The following is a 16,099-nucleotide window of genomic DNA, read 5'->3' as shown; positions in this document are numbered from 1 at the left end:
TGGTCCCGCAAGACAACCGGGATTTACGTTGTGGTCGTTCACCTGCGTCTCCTAACCGACACGCTGCACCGCGGGCGGCGTCCATGACCCCTCCGTGACTTCCGTCTTCGGCCAGTAGGCTCGGACGTAAAGCGAGAAATCTCCCTTGGGAGCAGGCAGCCAGTTCGCGCGCTGTGTGGGATCGGCCGGCGCCTCGGCCTGCACGTAGATGGTGAGCGAACCATCGCCGGCAGGTTTGAGGTCCTTGTTCTTGGTGCCGACCGAGAAGCGGTTAATCGGGTTTGCCACGAAGAAATGGTGTTGATTGTAAATCGAGAGCGACCAGAAGCCATTCACGGGAGGCGTGCCGTCTTTCGCGAACGTGACCGTGTAGCGGTTGGCGTTGTTGAGCCGTGCCCCCGAAGCATCGAGGTCCTGATAAAAATACTTCGTTTCGTTTGGCGAATTTACCAGGATGTTCGATTTGGCAACCGCTGTACGCGTAAAATAGTCCGTCCCGAACGCGGACTCGTTGGAGATAGTGCTCCAGTTGTGAGGCAATTGCTGGCCGTAGTTACGGAACTGGAACAATGGATTTACCAATTTCTCTTCGGCGTCTTTGGCGGCCTCAATCATCGCATGTCTTACTTTTGGATTATCTTTGGCGGCAGCCAGCACGGCGAGCAATTGCCCGTAGCGTGCTTCTTCGCCGGGCAGCGGCGGCGCATCGGCGAGTACCATGGGAAGCACGTCGAAAAACTTTTCAGGAAGCACCCAGCGCGTTTCCTCTTCGCCGGGAGGCGCGCCGGGGACTTTTGGCAGCTTGCTCCACTCGACCCTTTTCGCACGCCCGTCGTACTCCGCGACCGGGTACATCGCGATACCGGTCAGCACGTCCTGAATAGCGCGCTTGTCTTCCGGCGTGTCGTTCTGGGCGATACGTGGCGCGACAAGGCCTGTATTGCTCGACGCGCGGAATACGCGGGTGATGCCCTTTGGCACTTCACTGTTCCAGTCGGGCCCGACCAGGAGGTAGAAGCCGGGCGTGGTGCCGTACATCTTGCCGAGCTGAACGAAGCTGTCGGTGCGCAAATCGACGATTTGATAGACCCAGAAGCGATCGCCGAAATCCGGCACCTGAACCACCACCGGAGTAACATCCAGCGCCACCATCCCGAGGCCGTAAACCACATCCTGGTTCGGGCACGCGACATTGCGCTCTTCCGGATTGACGTAATCCGTGAGCATCGTGAGGCGGTTGAGCGGCGCCTCGAGCAACGGGCCGACATACCGCTGTTCCGTCATCTTAGAGAATGCAAGCCGGCGGTTATAAGTATTGACCAGCGGCCATGCCCAGAAGAAGGCGTCGCGCGCGACGTGGGCGGCGTAAGCCTCAGTGATCTTCACGCGTGCGTCCGGCCCCGGTGGCAGCGCGCGAGCCCATTCCGGCGACGGTGGCAGAGGCTGTGGGTTCAGCGATGAATTTTGCGCACGTGCCACAGTCGGGGTCGAAGCAGCGGCGAGTGTCGCCCCCGCCATGAGCAGGTTGCGCCGATCGAGTCCTGAATCATTTGTACTGCTCATTGTATACTCTCCTGTTCGATCAGATTCCGGCTTCCACCGGAATCGCATTGAGCGCACGCCGCACCGTGTTGAACGCCAGGATCGCGCCCGCGAAATATGCTGCTATGAAAAGCGCCTGCCCTAGCAGCCATACGTTCTTTCCGGTTGTTACTGGCGAGTAGTAATAGCTCGGCCAGATCGCATCGAAGACGAAGTAGCCGGGGGTAGCCGACGGCGAAAACGCCGAGCAGCCCGACGATGCAGAACCAAAGCGCCGCCGAGCCTTCTGCCGCCGGGTGTTTTGGCGATACCCGCGCGGCCAGCATCAGCGTGAGACCCATTGCCACCATGCCAAGCCCGCCGGCCTGCACGGCTGCGACCGACAGCGTCCATGGGCAGGCCCACCACAGCGTGATGTTCTGCTTGAACAATTCGCCGGTTGGCCAGCGTGCGCCGGCACAGTAATGCGCGATGATCCCGAAGGTGAGGAACACACCGAAGATGAAGAGGCCGAGAACCTTGCACCGACTGTCATCGCTCCCTCCTTTTCCGTCACCGCTTGATCAGCGGCGGTGGATAGTAGGTGCCGTTCGCCACGCCTTCCGTCGGCCGGTAGAACCGGAAAGTCAGTCGGTACTTCTGCCCCTTCGGCGTCGGCAGCCAGTTATTGTCGGGCGCGTCAGCCGGCTTCTGGTCGGCGAAGTAGAGCGTGAGTGAGCCGTCGGGATTGTATTTCACGCCGGACTGATTGTTGAGCAGGAACCTGTTGAGGGGATTGGGCAGCACGCGAAAACGGTGACCATCGACGGCGATGACCGACCAGAAGAACGTCGCGTACTGAGCCGGCAAGCCATCCCTGGGGAAGGTCAGCGTATAGACGTTGTCACCGCTTAGCTCGGCTCCGGCCTGATCGAGGCTACCTCGATAGTAGAGAACTTCCGGCTTGATGTTGGCCCAGATGCCGCCATTGTCGACCATGGTCCGCGCCAAATAATCGAGGCCGTATTCCCCGACGACACCGGGACGCGCCCAGCCATTCTGCACCGTTCCGTGGCCGATGATGGCGCTGGCCTTGCCGATATCGCCGAAAGCGCGGGTGCGGATGACCTGATCGACGCGCGCCCGTTCGGCCGGGTCCTTGACGGCCTTGCCAATATCGCGGGCGTTCTGGGCCAACGCTTCCAGCCCGACGCTGAGATCCGGTTCACCGTCGAGCGCGATGTCGGCAACCTCGAAGGCTTCGACTCCCGGCAACTTCTCCAGCTCGAATATCGGCGTTTTGGGAATTTCCGGAAGTTTCGGCGTGCCTGTTGCCCGAAACTTGAACTGGTGTTGCAAGGCGATAGCAGCGTCCGGATGGGAGCCGAGTTCGACCCGCGCAAGCACGCGGGAATATTTCACCGGCAGATCGATGCGCGTTGCTCCGGCAGGGATCGCGACATTCGAGCCTCTGAGACACACGGCGAACTCGCCGAACGGCCGCTTGGGAAACAGGCGCTCATTGATATTGGCAATGGTCTCGCCCCAACCGTTGAGGAAGTGGACCGTATAGTAGCGGCCCTCGACTTTCGGCACGCTGACGATGGTGCAGCTGCTTTCGTCCACCGCTACCCACGCTTCGGAGTAGGCCACGTCGAGGTTGGGGTTCGGCCAATCCACAGCGCCGGGCTTGCGATGCACCAGTTCATTCCATTTGAAACCTTCCTGGAAGTCGAGCTGCTGCTGACGCGTTACCAATAACCGGCCAAGCAGGTAGATATAGGCGTCGCTGATATCCTGATCCGCGATACGGGCGGGTTGCGCCTGCGCGTTTGCTGCCATCGCCGTCGCAAGAAACAGAGTAGTTGCCGCAGAAATAAGTCCGGTCATTACGTGCTACTCCTTTTGATGCCTTCATCCGTTCATGGTTCGAACGCGAAAACCCTCTTCCAGTCCCGCTTCATGTCCACGACGGTCCATCCCTTCGCCTTCGCCTCCTCCCACGCCTTGTCGAGCTTTCCGATCTTCGACGGGCGGTCGTAGGCATATTCCCGCGTGCTATCTGTGTGGTGGACGATGCCGGCAAAGCGCGGGCCGCTTCCCGCCATGGTCCATTGCAGCATCTGATGGTCGCCGTCCGAATTGCCGAAGGCGAGGATCGGGCGGCGGCCAATGATCATGTTGATGCCCGACGGCTTGCCCGGCCCGTCGTCGATGAACTGCACTTTCACCGTCTTCAACAACGACGGCTTGCCAGCGGCGTCGAGCCGGTATTGCGTGACGCCGGACGAGCCCACCACCTGCTCGGGCGGAATGCCGTAGGCCTTCTCAGCCCACACCCGCATGAACTCGACGCCGCCGCCGGACACGATAAAGGTCTTGAAGCCATTGGCGCGGAGATAGGCCAGCAGTTCGACCATCGGCTGGTAGATCAGTTCGTTGTAGGGCCGGTTGAAACGCGGATGTCTTGCGGTCGCGAGCCAGTCGGCGACGGACTTTGCGAACTCGTCCGTGGTCATGCCACTATGCGCCGCGGCCACCAGCGTCAGCACGCCCTTCTCGCCTTGCTCCGCCAGCGCCTTCCTGTCACCGGAAAGGAACGCCTTGAACGGCTGCTGGCTTTTCCATTGCGGATGGCTGGGTGCCATCGCTTTGACGCGATCGAACGCAAAAACGGCCTGGAAATACTCCGGCTGCTCGCACCACAGCGTGCCGTCATTGTCGAAGACGGCGATGCGTTGTTCGACGGGGACGAAGTCGGCGTCGCCCTGTGTCGTAACCCGTGCAACGAAATCGGTGATGGACTTTTTGACGGCGCCGTCGTTCCAGGACGGCAAAGGGTCCGACGACGGCTGCGCCCAGGCAGCGCCGATCGCTGAAACGGCGAACAGTAGCGCCAACAGGCTGCGTCGGTTCAACATCGCTGATACCTCATGCCGGCCTCAACGGCGGTCCTTCGCGCTGCCGCTGGCGCACTTCTTCCAGGTCGCGATCGAGGAAGTAGTTGAGGAAGGTGCGGATCAGCGCAATCGCGGCGATCCGCCCGACCGCTTCCCAGCTGGTTGTGATCGACGTCTCGATGATGTCCGCTGCAAGCTGGAATGTCAGTCCGGCGACCAGCCAGCGGGCGTAGCGGAGCCAGATATCGCGCCGTTCGTGCCCCGACGGCGAGCCCAGCATCGCCCGCAAACCGCCGACGAAAGCTTCGACCGTGCCAACGACGATGATGACGAGCGCCAGCGCATCGATGATGACGATGGCGTTCTCGGTTGCAAAGATTAGCCATTGTTTCATCGGGCGCAGTCCCGGCTCAAGGGGGGCAGACCCAGGGGGCGGCACCATGGCCGCCCCCTGCATTGTCGCCTAACGGTTCGCGCCGCTCGCCATGCTCGACATCATCTTCAAGGCGTCGTCGATGGTGAAGGTGTTGGGCGGCTGGATCGCGGGGAACTCCTTGAAGGTATCCGCGAATTTTTGCGCAGCGATCTGCGCCATGTAGATGAACGGAGCATGCTGCATCATCCACTCCCAATAGCCGTTGGAAGTGACGGTTGCGAACTCGTAGGGATCGGTGCGCAGATTATACAGCTTGACCCCGCGGAGACGCACGAACGGATCAACCCATACCGCCATGGTGCCTTCGGTGCGCTGCTCCATGAAGTTCATCTTCCAGTTATCATAGCGGATCGAGAGCACGTCGCCGTCGTCGCTGAAGTAGAAGAAGAGTTTTCGCGGGCTCTCCTTCGCTTCCCCCGTCAGGTAAGGCAGCAGATTCACGCCATCGATGTGGTTCTTGTAGGTGCGGCCTATCGCCTGATAACCCTTCTTGCATTTCTCAATGATCTCAGGTTCGCCCGCCATGGTAAGGAAAGTCGGGAACCAGTCGTGATGCTGCACAATGCCGTTGGCCACCGAGCCAGGCTTGATCCTGCCGGGCCAGCGCACGAGTAGCGGCACCCGGAAGGCGCCTTCCCAGTTGGTGTTCTTTTCAGAGCGGAACGGCGTCATGCCGCCATCCGGCCAGGTGTTGCGGTGCGGTCCGTTGTCGGTCGAATACTGCACGAAAGTGTCGTCGGCGAGACCGGCCCGGTCGAGGAAGTCGAGCAGCTGACCGACATTCTTGTCGTGGTCGATCATGGTGTCATGATAGCCCGACTGCCAGCGACCCGCCTGTCCCTTGCTCGACGGTTTTGGATGCGTGATGAAATGCATATGCGTCGTGTTCACCCACACGAACCAGGGCTTGCCCGCCGTCTCTTGCCGCTTGATGAAATCGATGGCCGCGGCGACAAAATCATCGTCACAGGTTTCCATGCGCTTGCGGGTAAGCGGACCGGTATCTTCGATCCTCTGCTTGCCGACCTTGCCCCAGCGCGGCATGTCGGTGGAATCATCCTTGTCCGTTGCCCATGACTTGAGGACGCCGCGCGGCGCAAAGCGCTCCTTGAAGCCGGGTACATCGGCCGGATAGTCGTCCATCTCCGGCTCCTCCTCGGCATTGAGGTGATAGAGATTGCCGAAGAACTCATCGAAGCCGTGGTTGGTCGGCAGCATGTGATTGAGATCGCCGAGATGATTCTTGCCGAATTGACCGGTGGCATAACCCTGGTTCTTCAGCGCAGCCGCGATGGTGATGATTTTTTCGTTCATGCCGATCGGCGCGCCGGGGAGCCCGACCTTCGACAGACCGGTGCGGTAGACGCTTTGCCCGGTAATGAAGGATGAGCGGCCGGCGGTGCAGGACTGTTCACCGTAGCTGTCCGTGAACAGCATACCTTCCTTGGCGATGCGGTCGATATTGGGCGTGTGGTAACCCATCAATCCGTGGGTGTAGCAGCTGAGATTGGACTGGCCGATGTCGTCACCCCAGATGACGAGGATGTTGGGCTGTTTTGCCTTAGCCATTTTTGCACTCCCATTTTTGTTGTCTGGAACGCTGCCTTGATCGGCTGTGTGCTCTCAACTTCTCGGCATCAGCGCCTCGACTATCTGGTCGACGGTGAAACTCGCCGACTTCTGACGCGGAGGGAACTCCTTGAAGCTCTCTAGCCATTGGTGAACCACTGCCTGCGCGGCATATTGCAGGGGAACGTGTTCCACGAACCATTGATTGTAGGAGAAGCTCTCTTCGCCGCGCTCGAACGGATCGGAGCGCAGATCGAAGAGCTTGGGGATTCGCATTTTCGACAACGGTTCGCGCCAGACGTCCAGACCGGTGCTGCGTTGCTCTGCGAACACCATTTTGTACTGGTTGAAGCGCAGCGCCATCAGCTCGCCGTCGTCGCTCCAATAGATGAAGCCCTTGCGCGGCGATTCCTTTTCCTTGCCGGAAAGGAAGGGCAGAAGATTGAAGCCGTCGAGATGGACTTTGTAGGTCTTGTCCCCAATGTTGTAGCCCTTCTTCACCTTCTCCACGAGACCAGGCTCGCCAGCGACCGCCGCGAAGGTCGGGATGAAATCCTGCAGGGAACAGATATCGTTGATGACGCGACCGGGCTCGATAACGCCTGGCCAACGCATCACACAGGGAACGCGCCAGCCCCCCTCCCAGTTGGTGTCCTTCTCGCCGCGGAACGGCGTCGCGCCGCCGTCGGGCCACGACAACACTTCAGCCCCGTTGTCGGTGGTGAAGACGACGATGGTGCTGCCGGCGACGCCAAGATCGTCCACTTTCTTCAGGAGCTGACCGACAAAGCCATCGAGCTCAACCATGCCGTCCGGATAAAGACCGTGCCCGGTCTTGCCGACGGATGACTCCTTCAGATGCGTAAACACGTGCATCCGCGTCGTGTTCACGTAGCAGAACCACGGCGCGTCCTCCTTGTTCTTCCGCTCCATGAAGTCGAGCGCCGCACCGACGAACTCTTCATCCGCGGTTTCCATTCGTTTCCGGGTCAGCGGGCCGGTATTCTCGATCACTTGCCTGCCGACCCTGCCGAATTGGGGATCGACCGTCGGATCATCCTTGTCGGTGGCCTTACACCTTAGAACACCCCGGGGACCGAACTTCTTCCGGAAATTCGGGTCCTTTGGATAATCGGCATACTCCGGCTCTTCCTCGGCGTTGAGATGATAGAGGTTTCCAAAGAACTCATCGAAGCCGTGCACGGTCGGCAGGAATTCGTTGCGGTCGCCGAGATGGTTCTTGCCGAACTGGCCGGTGGCATAACCCAGATTTTTGAGGAACTGCGCGATGGATGGATCCTCCGCCGACAGCCCAATCGTTGCGCCGGGCATCCCGACCTTGGTGAGGCCGGTGCGGATCGGTGCCTGTCCCGTGATGAAGGCGGCGCGGCCGGCGGTACAACTCTGTTGGCCGTAGAAATCGGTGAACATCGCCCCTTCTCTGGCGATACGATCGAGATTGGGCGTGCGGTAGCCCATGACACCATGGTTGTAGCAACTGAGATTGAACCAGCCGATATCGTCGGCCATGATGAAGAGTATGTTTGGTTTTCCCGACTTCGCCATGCTTCAATTTCCTCTATTGCGCTTGTTGCTTTTCACCTTTTCGTCTTCAGCCTCGTCACCCAAACGGTCCGACCTGAAACAACATGCTGACGATGGCCGCGATGCCGATGAACAGCAGGATCGCCGCGGTGATCAGCGTCAACGACACCGGAAAACTGCTCTGGGCATGAATGAGACCATCCGCGGCCATCGCCGCCCGCTCGCCGCGCAGGTGGCCCATGAACTGCAGGTGGTAACCGATGCCGCCGATCAGCATGAGGATGCCGAGCGCCACCAATGTAACGCCGAAATTGCGCGCGGCGCCTGCGTGCGTGATGACATTGTGGTCGCGCATCTTCTCGAACACCTGATAGATCGTGAATCCGAACGAGATCAGCGAAAGCGACGTCCGGATCACCGACATCAATGTCCGGTCCGCACTCATGCGCGTTCGCTGAAACGACATGCCGGTACGCCGCGAGGACAGTTCGACGGAGATCACATCGGAACCGGATTTGGAGCTTACGCTTTCCATCATTGAACGCCTCTGAACTACAGCAACGCGCCGGTACCCTTTCGCGCGAACCACCAGATGGCGGCGCGCTCGACGATCCATCGAAAGATGAAGTAAGGGATGACCGCGAGCAGGATCGCCATCATCAACGCTTCCGCAGGGTAGAAGCGATCGAGCACCTTGAACTGATAGATCATGTCCATGCTGAGCCCGAGCAGCACGACCCGCGCCGTGGAGATCGCGCCCTCGCGCAATCGTCCCGCAGACGCGTTGTTGTCCCACCACGCCGACCAGAAGAATGATTTGTGACCGAGCCGCGCATCCCTGATGCCATCAGGCAGCGCCGCCAGCGCGGCCATCACCGGCTGCAGACAGAAGCGGAACGTCATCGGACCATGGATGCGTTCGAAGATGTCCGCCCAGAACCGGCGATGGATTTCGGCCGACCATCCGTACCAGGTGATCCCAAGGACCAGCAGCACGACCGACAGCGCAACGGCGAGCCAGGTCAGGGCACGCGCAAACGCCGAGGTCGGAGCTGATGTCATTTGACGTCCCTCACCACACACCGGAACCCAAGATGGCTGGTCGAGGTATCGATCGCCTCGGCATGTCGCGCCGCCGGGCGATAGCGGCGGCAATAATTCGGTGCGCACAGATGCGAGCCGCCCTTGATCACCTTGCGCGGGATCTTGATGTTCGGCTGGCGGGGGTCGTAGCTGCCCTCCTCCCGCCCTCCGCGCGGATTCTCGGGGATGCAGCACGCCTTTGGCGCGTCGGCTTCGTGTCGGGGCGAGTACCAGTCCGAGGTCCATTCCCAGACATTGCCGATCATGTCGTGCAGGCCGTAACCGTTCGGCGGAAACGTCGTCACCGGCGAGGTGCGCTCGTAGCCATCCTCATGGCGATTGTGCAGCGGGAATTCGCCCTGCCAGGTATTGGCCATATGCACGCCATCGGGAGTAAGCGCGTCGCCCCACGCGAATTCGGCGCCATCGAGCCCGCCGCGCGCCGCGAACTCCCATTCGGCTTCGGTCGGCAAGTCCTTACCCGCCCATCGCGCATAGAGCAGCGCGTCCGAGTAAGACACATGGACGACGGGGTGATCGTTCAGGACGTTGATGTTGCTCCTGGGCCCGTACGGATGCCGCCAGTTGGCATCCTTCATGAACGACCACCACTGGCTCCAGTCGCGCAAATCATAGGTCGAGTGCGGCCGCTCGAACACGAGAGAACCCGCATACAGCATGTGCGGCAGGGCCCCAGGATAATGCTTCGGATCGGGCGGGATTTCGGCAAAGGTCTTGTGCCCGGTCTCGATCACGAACCGCTTGAACTGTCGATTGGTCACCGGCGTGCGGTCGATCCAGAAGCCGTCCACCGTCACGCGATGTACCGGCGCTTCCTCAGGATAATGTTTGTCGGAGCCCATTCGGAATGTGCCGCCGGGAATGCGGACCATGTCGGCGGTCCGGCCATCTTCCGACGGCGTGTCGCCCTGCCGGATGTCGGTTTGCAGCAGCGTCATGGCCCAACTCCTGACGTGCGCGGTTACGGGCAAACGTCCCAGAAGCCCTGCGTCTTGCTCGGATCGGAGTAGTACCAGCAGTAACCCGGCGCCGGCGGTGAGCCGGCATAGGCTGCGGCGGAGGCTGCGGCGACGAATCCGATCGCCGCACCGGCGGCGATCGCGCCGCCCGGACGCCAGGAATAATGGGCGGGACGCACCCAGCCGCCGGGGCGCGCAACACCGGGACGCACGACCGCGCCGCCGCGGACCACGGTCCGGCTGGCCGCGTTGCCACGCGGACCGACGACAGTTGTCCGGCGCACCGAGCCACCGGCTCGCGCGCGGACTTCGGTCACCAGATTGTCGTGCTTGAGTTGCTGTTGCTGAAAGCTGGAGGGCGCTACCATCATCGCCGATGCCGGTGAAGGCGTCAGGGCAAGGCAGGTTGTGAAGGCTAGCGCGCAGAGCATTCCGTTGGGAGCGTTAGCCAGATCGATGAAGCGGGTTCTTGTTGAGCGCATTGGCGGCCCTTTTTTCTTATTGCAGCCGCTCGCCTCGTGGTTGCGCACGGCAGACGTAGATCAGTCAGCCCCTCTTCCCTTTTCCGCGCAATTGTCGTGCGCGGCGGATTGGCGCACAGTCTCCGCCTCTTCAAAGGCTTACGAGACGCGAAGCATTGGCGCTCACGCAGGCTAGATGAATCTCGAAGCCATGTGATGTGCAGTTTGTGCCAATCTGCAAAGGCGCAACCTCAGCCTTAATGGAGACCTTCGCAAACCCATCAATGCATCGATCGAACTGCATGCCGTTCTATTCAAAACTTTAGACAAAGATTCTCATCACGACCGCAAGCGTCGCGCGAGCCTTCTTGCAACAGCGAAACCGACGAAATTCATTGTGAGCGCGCAAGAGTTGTGGCTAGATCGAGTCGGGGACGGGGCATCGAATGGGGATGCCAAAACATGAGCGGGCACCTGGCGGTCAACACCTCCAGTCTGGACAGCTTCGAAGGCCTTCACAACGCGATCAAAGGATCGCATGTCGAGGTGACACAACTCGGCCGTGGAAAGTTTCGAGGCTCACTCAGTCACGTCGGCATCGGAGACTTCTCGCTCAGCATCGGTTCGTTCTCGGTGGGCGTTCGAACCCAACGCGTTTCGACCGACGACAAGCTCGTTATCGGGATGCTGCTCAATGCCGACGACCGGGTTACCCACTGGTCCTTCGATATGCGTCCGGCGGACGTTCTGATCATGCCCCCCAGTACCGAGCATGACGGAATTTTCCATGGCGCCGCGGCCTATGCCGCGATCCGTCTCGATCTTGCCGAGGTCCCGTCGCTGTTCAGGGGCGAAGCAAGATTGAGCGACCCCGCCGCGTGGCTCAACAAGAACGTCTATCAGGCAGACCCTTCGATCGGCATGGCGGCGACACGGCGATTGCCGCTGATCATTTCCCGTCTGGCGCGTCAGCAGACCGCCTTGTCCGACACCGTCGCCGATTTCTGGAAGCGCTCGATCATCGACGCCGTGAGCGGAACCATCGTGCAATCGCTACCGCCTGACACCAGAGGGCTTTTGCCCTCGGCGACGCAACTGGTCGGGAAAGTCGACGAGTATCTCGAAGCCGCCGGCCTCCGCCCCGTCCATGTTTCCGAAATCTGCGCCCATCTCAACGTGTCGCGACGGACTCTGCATCGCGCATTCTACGACGTTTTCGGTTTGGGACCGATATCGTTCCTGCGTCACAAGCGGCTTTGCGCCATTCATTCCGTTCTGAGGGAAAGCGATCCTGCGGCGGTCACCGTCGCGCAGGTGGCGATCCGGCACGGCTTCATCGAGCTTGGACGCTTTTCTCACTATTATCACTCGCTGTTCGGGGAGTATCCATCGGAAACGCTTGGCGGCCGCGGGTTCCGCGCGCGCAAGACGATCGATAAAAATTTGTCCGAACCTGATCCGGTCGGGATTAACACCAACTAACCGATCGCTTCCGCGAAATCGGCTGGCGTCAAATCCGGCGACTCACGCCGCCGATACCACCTTGCCGCGGTGCGAGAGCAACAGCCGCCGAATGTCCACGGCTGTTATCGCGGGGCTGAACAGAAATCCCTGTATCTCGGTACAGCCGAGAATGTACAGCAGGTTTCGTTGCTGCTCGGTCTCGACGCCTTCCGCTGTCGTCGTCATGTCGCTTGCGGCCGCAATGTTCACCACCGCCTGGACGATCGACGACGAGGCGCCTGCGCTGGCCAGATCCCTGATGAAGGAGCGGTCGATCTTGATCTTGTCGAATGGAAACCGCTGCAGATAGCTCAGCGAGGAATAGCCGGTGCCGAAATCGTCCAGCGCAATGCGTACCCCGAGCTTGCGCAACTGATGCAGCATCTGAAGCGCGCCGTCGTCGTCGCGGATCAGCACCGCCTCGGTGATCTCGAGCTCGAGCCTGGATGCGGCGAGGCCCGAGGCAGCAAGGGCCGCCGCCACGTTGAGCGCCAGCGTCTGGCTCCGGAACTGAACCGGTGAGACGTTGACCGCGACGCGGATCTCCGCCGGCCAGTTGGCAGCCTCGGCGCACGCCGTGTTGAGCACCCAGTGACCGAGTTCGTTGATCAGGCCGGTCTCTTCCGCGACCGGAATGAACTCCGCCGGTGAAATCATGCCGCGTTCGGCGTGGCGCCATCGCAGCAACGCCTCGCAGGAGGAAACCTTGCCGTCCTCGAGATTGAGCACCGGCTGATAATAGACCTCGAGCCCGCCATCGGATATCGCCTGACGCAATTCGAGTTCCAGGACTCGTCGCGCCTTGGCGCGGGCGTCCATACCGACCTCGAAGAAGCGGTAGGTCCGCCGTCCGTCGCCTTTGGCGCCGTACAGCGCGAGGTCCGCGTTCCGGAGCAACTGGTCGAGATCGAGCCCGTCGCCGGAGGCGAGCGCGATGCCGATGCTGGCATCTGTCGTGATCAGGTGGCCCGCGCACTCGAACGGCGCCCTGATCGCCGCGTAAATTCCTTCAACAAGTTGAATGCTTTCCGCCTGTTTCTTGATACCGGTTTGAATCACGGCAAACTCGTCACCGCCCAGCCGCGCCGCGACATCTGTTTCCTTCAGGCACAAGCGCAGCCGTTCGCCCACGCCCTTGAGTAACTCATCACCGATCGCATGGCCGAGGGCATCGTTAACGCTCTTGAATTCGTCGATGTCGATATAGAATACCGCCAGCTGTTCGCCCGGTCGGACCGCCTTCAACGCCTGTTCCAGTCGCTCGCGAAACAGCAGCCGGTTGGGCAGGTCGGTCAGCCCGTCATAATGCGCCAGATGGGCGATTTTCTCGTCCGCGCGGGTGCGCTCGGTGATGTCCTCGATCGTGGCCACCCAGCCGCCCGCGCTCAGCGGCCGGTTGACGATCTCGATCGCCCTGCCGCCCGGCGCTTCCGTGAGTTGCCGCGTGGCTTTGCCGAGCGACACGGTGCGGATGATGGCATTGCAGAACGCGTCGACATCGCCGTCAAAGGATCCGGTTTCTTTGCGGTGTTCGATCAAGCGATGCATCGTGCAGCCGGGTTTCGCTACATCCGGCGACAGGCCAAACATATCAATATAGGGCTGGTTGCAAATAACGATACGCGCCGATGCGTCATAGAGAACAAGACCTTGCGGAATATTGTTCACGGCAACGGTGAGCTGGCGCCGTTCGGTCGCGAGCCGCTGCTCGGACAATCGATGGCGCCTCAGCAGTAGAGCGACGACGAGTGCGAGGATCGCGACGAGGGCAAGCAGTACGCGTTCGCGAAGCTCCCACGCCGATGTCGCCACGCCAGCCGAAATCGCCACGGCGATCAGGACAGCACAAAGCGCCAGGCGCCTCACCGTCCCGGTTCTCTCTACAGGATTCGCAGAATCGCCCGGCATGTAATGGCCGCTATCGAAAGTCACCTGGTCCGTCCCAGCGTGACATCGTTACGCACGACAAATGGAAGGCGGGTTACAACATGCGGTTAGCAATCGGTTACCGCGATACGCGGACTGATACTTGATCTCGAGTCCGGTACCGGACGTTGCCGGCCCGATCAAATCCAGCCTCTCCCCGATGTGGTAAACGAATGATTAATCCGGAGCCAATCGCACGCGCGCGCACAAATGCAAAAAAGCACTGATTTTGCTGCACAACTGGCGTGTTTGGCCATGGCAGGCGCCTGTTGCAAAACGAAGCCTGACCGGGATGCAACAGATTTAGCCAATCTGGAACCACGCCGGTTTAACCGTTTCGCTAGTCCCGGCCGCCCATAATGCGGCCAGACCAATCTCATGACATGCCAGGTTCAACATCGTGACATCCTTCGGACGTGTGATTTCGGTGCGCGGCTCCCTCGCCCGGGTCGGACTTCTTGCGGTAAGCCAGATGGCTACCTCGGAAGTACGCGCCACTGTCGGCCGCTTCATCAGCATCCGCTGCGCAACTTCCACCATCGTCGCCATGATCACCGACGTAACCTGCGAAGATCTGCCGAGCTCCGATAATTACATTGCCAGCGCGGGCGTCGACCTGCTCGGCGAAATCCTCGGCGGCGATCGTCCGAAATTCCAGCGCGGCGTCACCAACTATCCGACCATCGGCGATGCCGTCGAGCTGATCACCAATCAGGAACTCCGCACGGTCTATGCCCCGACCGGTTCGGATCAGATCAATGTCGGCACGCTGCAACAGGACCGCTCCGTCATCGCCTATGTCGACGTCGAGGAAATGCTCTCCAAGCATTTCGCGGTGCTCGGCTCCACCGGCGTCGGCAAGTCGACCGGCGTGTCGCTGCTGCTCAACGAAATCCTCAAATCGCGGCCGAACCTGCGCATCTTCCTGCTCGACGTCCACAACGAATACGGCCGCTGCTTCGGCGACCGGGCGCTGGTGCTCAACCCGCGGAACCTGAAACTGCCGTTCTGGCTGTTCAATTTCGAGGAGATCGTCGACGTCCTGTTCGCCGGCCGCCCCGGCGTGCCCGAAGAGCTCGATATTCTCGCCGAAGTCATTCCAATGGCGAAGGGCATCTACACCCAGTACCAGAACGCCGACCGCGTCGGCCTGAAGCGGATCGATCCCAAGGCGATCGGCTATACCGTCGATACGCCGGTGCCGTATCGCCTGGTCGATCTGATTTCGCTGATCGACGAGCGGATGGGCAAGCTGGAAAATCGCTCGTCGCGCATCATCTATCACAAGCTGATCTCGCGCATCGAAACCGTGCGCAACGACCCGCGCTACGCGTTCATGTTCGACAACGCCAATGTCGGCGGCGACACCATGGCTGAGGTCATCAGCCACCTGTTCCGCCTGCCCGCCAATGGCCGGCCGATGACCATCATGCAGCTCGCCGGCTTCCCCGCCGAAGTCGTCGATTCCGTGGTGTCGGTGCTGTGCCGCATGGCGTTCGATTTCGGCCTCTGGAGCGACGGCGTCTCGCCGCTGCTGTTCGTCTGCGAAGAGGCGCATCGCTACGCCGCCGCCGACCGCAATATCGGCTTCGGCCCGACCCGCAAGGCGGTCTCGCGTATCGCCAAGGAAGGCCGCAAATACGGCGTCTATCTCGGCCTCGTCACGCAGCGTCCGGCCGAACTCGACGCCACCATCATCTCCCAGTGCAACACGCTGTTTGCGATGCGCCTTGCCAACGACCGCGACCAGGCGCTGCTGCGCTCGGCCGTCTCGGACGCCGCCGCCAATTTGTTGTCGTTCGTGCCCTCGCTCGGCACCCGCGAAGTGCTGGCGTTCGGCGAAGGCGTGGCGCTGCCGACGCGGCTGCGCTTCAAGGAAGTGCCGATCCATCAACTGCCGCGCAGCGAGGCCACGATTGCGACCGCACCGTCGGTCGCCGCCGGCCACGACATGCATTTCGTCAGCGCCGTGCTGGACCGCTGGCGCGGCGCGACCTCGCATCGCGACGTTCCCAACGATCCCATGATCAACGAACGGCCCGCCGCACGAACGCTGGAGCCGCGTTCTGTCGAAGCGCCGATGCTGCAGCCGTCGCTGGGCCTGGATCCCGACCGCTTCTCGCTGTTGAAGAAGCCGCTGCGCTGAGGGGCTGCGGCGGCATGCGGGCTGATCGG

14 protein-coding genes are annotated in these 16,099 nt (G+C 61.0%); 2 read left to right on the top strand and 12 right to left on the bottom strand.

Going from position 1 to position 16,099, the window contains the following annotated elements; genetic code table 11:
• Nucleotides 1–51: 51 nt before the first annotated feature.
• From JQ641_RS14605 to JQ641_RS14555, 11 genes are all read right to left on the bottom strand, one after another.
• Entirely contained in the window at nucleotides 52–1,563 is a 1,512-nt protein-coding gene (locus tag JQ641_RS14605; RefSeq protein ID WP_211996639.1) for a DUF1254 domain-containing protein, read from the bottom strand.
• Complete coding sequence (locus tag JQ641_RS14600) at nucleotides 1,560–2,036, bottom strand: hypothetical protein (protein WP_211996638.1); 477 nt, start codon at nucleotides 2,034–2,036, stop codon at nucleotides 1,560–1,562. The genes JQ641_RS14605 and JQ641_RS14600 overlap by 4 nt, the downstream gene beginning before the upstream one ends.
• A gap of 58 nt (nucleotides 2,037–2,094) precedes the next feature.
• Nucleotides 2,095–3,411 carry a DUF1214 domain-containing protein gene (locus tag JQ641_RS14595; protein WP_211996637.1) on the bottom strand — a complete coding sequence of 439 codons (1,317 nt, stop codon included), beginning with the start codon at nucleotides 3,409–3,411 and terminating at the stop codon, nucleotides 2,095–2,097.
• A 32-nt stretch (nucleotides 3,412–3,443) separates the two neighbouring features.
• Complete coding sequence (locus JQ641_RS14590; RefSeq protein WP_211996636.1) at nucleotides 3,444–4,442, bottom strand: HAD family hydrolase; 999 nt, start codon at nucleotides 4,440–4,442, stop codon at nucleotides 3,444–3,446.
• A 10-nt stretch (nucleotides 4,443–4,452) separates the two neighbouring features.
• Nucleotides 4,453–4,815, bottom strand: coding sequence for a DUF1622 domain-containing protein (locus JQ641_RS14585; protein WP_211996635.1), 363 nt, complete (start codon nucleotides 4,813–4,815; stop codon nucleotides 4,453–4,455).
• A 69-nt stretch (nucleotides 4,816–4,884) separates the two neighbouring features.
• Nucleotides 4,885–6,426, bottom strand: a complete 1,542-nt coding sequence (locus JQ641_RS14580; protein WP_211996634.1) for an arylsulfatase — start codon at nucleotides 6,424–6,426, stop codon at nucleotides 4,885–4,887.
• A gap of 54 nt (nucleotides 6,427–6,480) precedes the next feature.
• Nucleotides 6,481–7,992 (bottom strand): arylsulfatase, encoded by a 1,512-nt coding sequence (locus JQ641_RS14575; protein ID WP_211996633.1) that lies wholly within the window; start codon nucleotides 7,990–7,992, stop codon nucleotides 6,481–6,483.
• A gap of 55 nt (nucleotides 7,993–8,047) precedes the next feature.
• Nucleotides 8,048–8,509, bottom strand: coding sequence for a YidH family protein (locus JQ641_RS14570; protein ID WP_249150428.1), 462 nt, complete (start codon nucleotides 8,507–8,509; stop codon nucleotides 8,048–8,050).
• Between the two features lie 14 nt (nucleotides 8,510–8,523).
• Entirely contained in the window at nucleotides 8,524–9,033 is a 510-nt protein-coding gene (locus JQ641_RS14565; RefSeq protein ID WP_211996632.1) for a hypothetical protein, read from the bottom strand.
• A complete protein-coding gene (locus JQ641_RS14560; RefSeq protein WP_502754959.1) occupies nucleotides 9,030–10,013 on the bottom strand; it encodes a formylglycine-generating enzyme family protein in 984 nt (327 codons plus the stop codon). Before JQ641_RS14560 ends, JQ641_RS14565 begins: the two co-directional genes overlap by 4 nt.
• 23 nt (nucleotides 10,014–10,036) lie before the next feature.
• Complete coding sequence (locus JQ641_RS14555) at nucleotides 10,037–10,405, bottom strand: hypothetical protein (protein WP_211996694.1); 369 nt, start codon at nucleotides 10,403–10,405, stop codon at nucleotides 10,037–10,039.
• A gap of 552 nt (nucleotides 10,406–10,957) precedes the next feature.
• Here JQ641_RS14555 and JQ641_RS14550 point away from each other — a divergent pair.
• Nucleotides 10,958–11,977, top strand: a complete 1,020-nt coding sequence (locus tag JQ641_RS14550; RefSeq protein WP_211996631.1) for a helix-turn-helix domain-containing protein — start codon at nucleotides 10,958–10,960, stop codon at nucleotides 11,975–11,977.
• A gap of 42 nt (nucleotides 11,978–12,019) precedes the next feature.
• Here JQ641_RS14550 and JQ641_RS14545 read toward each other — a convergent pair whose 3' ends face one another.
• The gene (locus JQ641_RS14545; protein ID WP_502754958.1) at nucleotides 12,020–13,864 is read right to left on the bottom strand and encodes a putative bifunctional diguanylate cyclase/phosphodiesterase; all 1,845 of its coding nucleotides are present in this window, start codon (nucleotides 13,862–13,864) and stop codon (nucleotides 12,020–12,022) included.
• Nucleotides 13,865–14,324: 460 nt separating this feature from the next.
• Between JQ641_RS14545 and JQ641_RS14540 the strand changes: the two genes are divergently transcribed.
• Entirely contained in the window at nucleotides 14,325–16,070 is a 1,746-nt protein-coding gene (locus JQ641_RS14540) for an ATP-binding protein (protein WP_211996630.1), read from the top strand.
• The last annotated feature ends 29 nt before the right edge of the window (nucleotides 16,071–16,099 follow it).

This window comes from Bradyrhizobium sp. JYMT SZCCT0180 (assembly GCF_018130165.1).
Taxonomy (GTDB): domain Bacteria; phylum Pseudomonadota; class Alphaproteobacteria; order Rhizobiales; family Xanthobacteraceae; genus Bradyrhizobium.
Note: the sequence above shows the minus strand (reverse complement) of the source record. Positions and strands in the feature narration are given on the sequence as shown.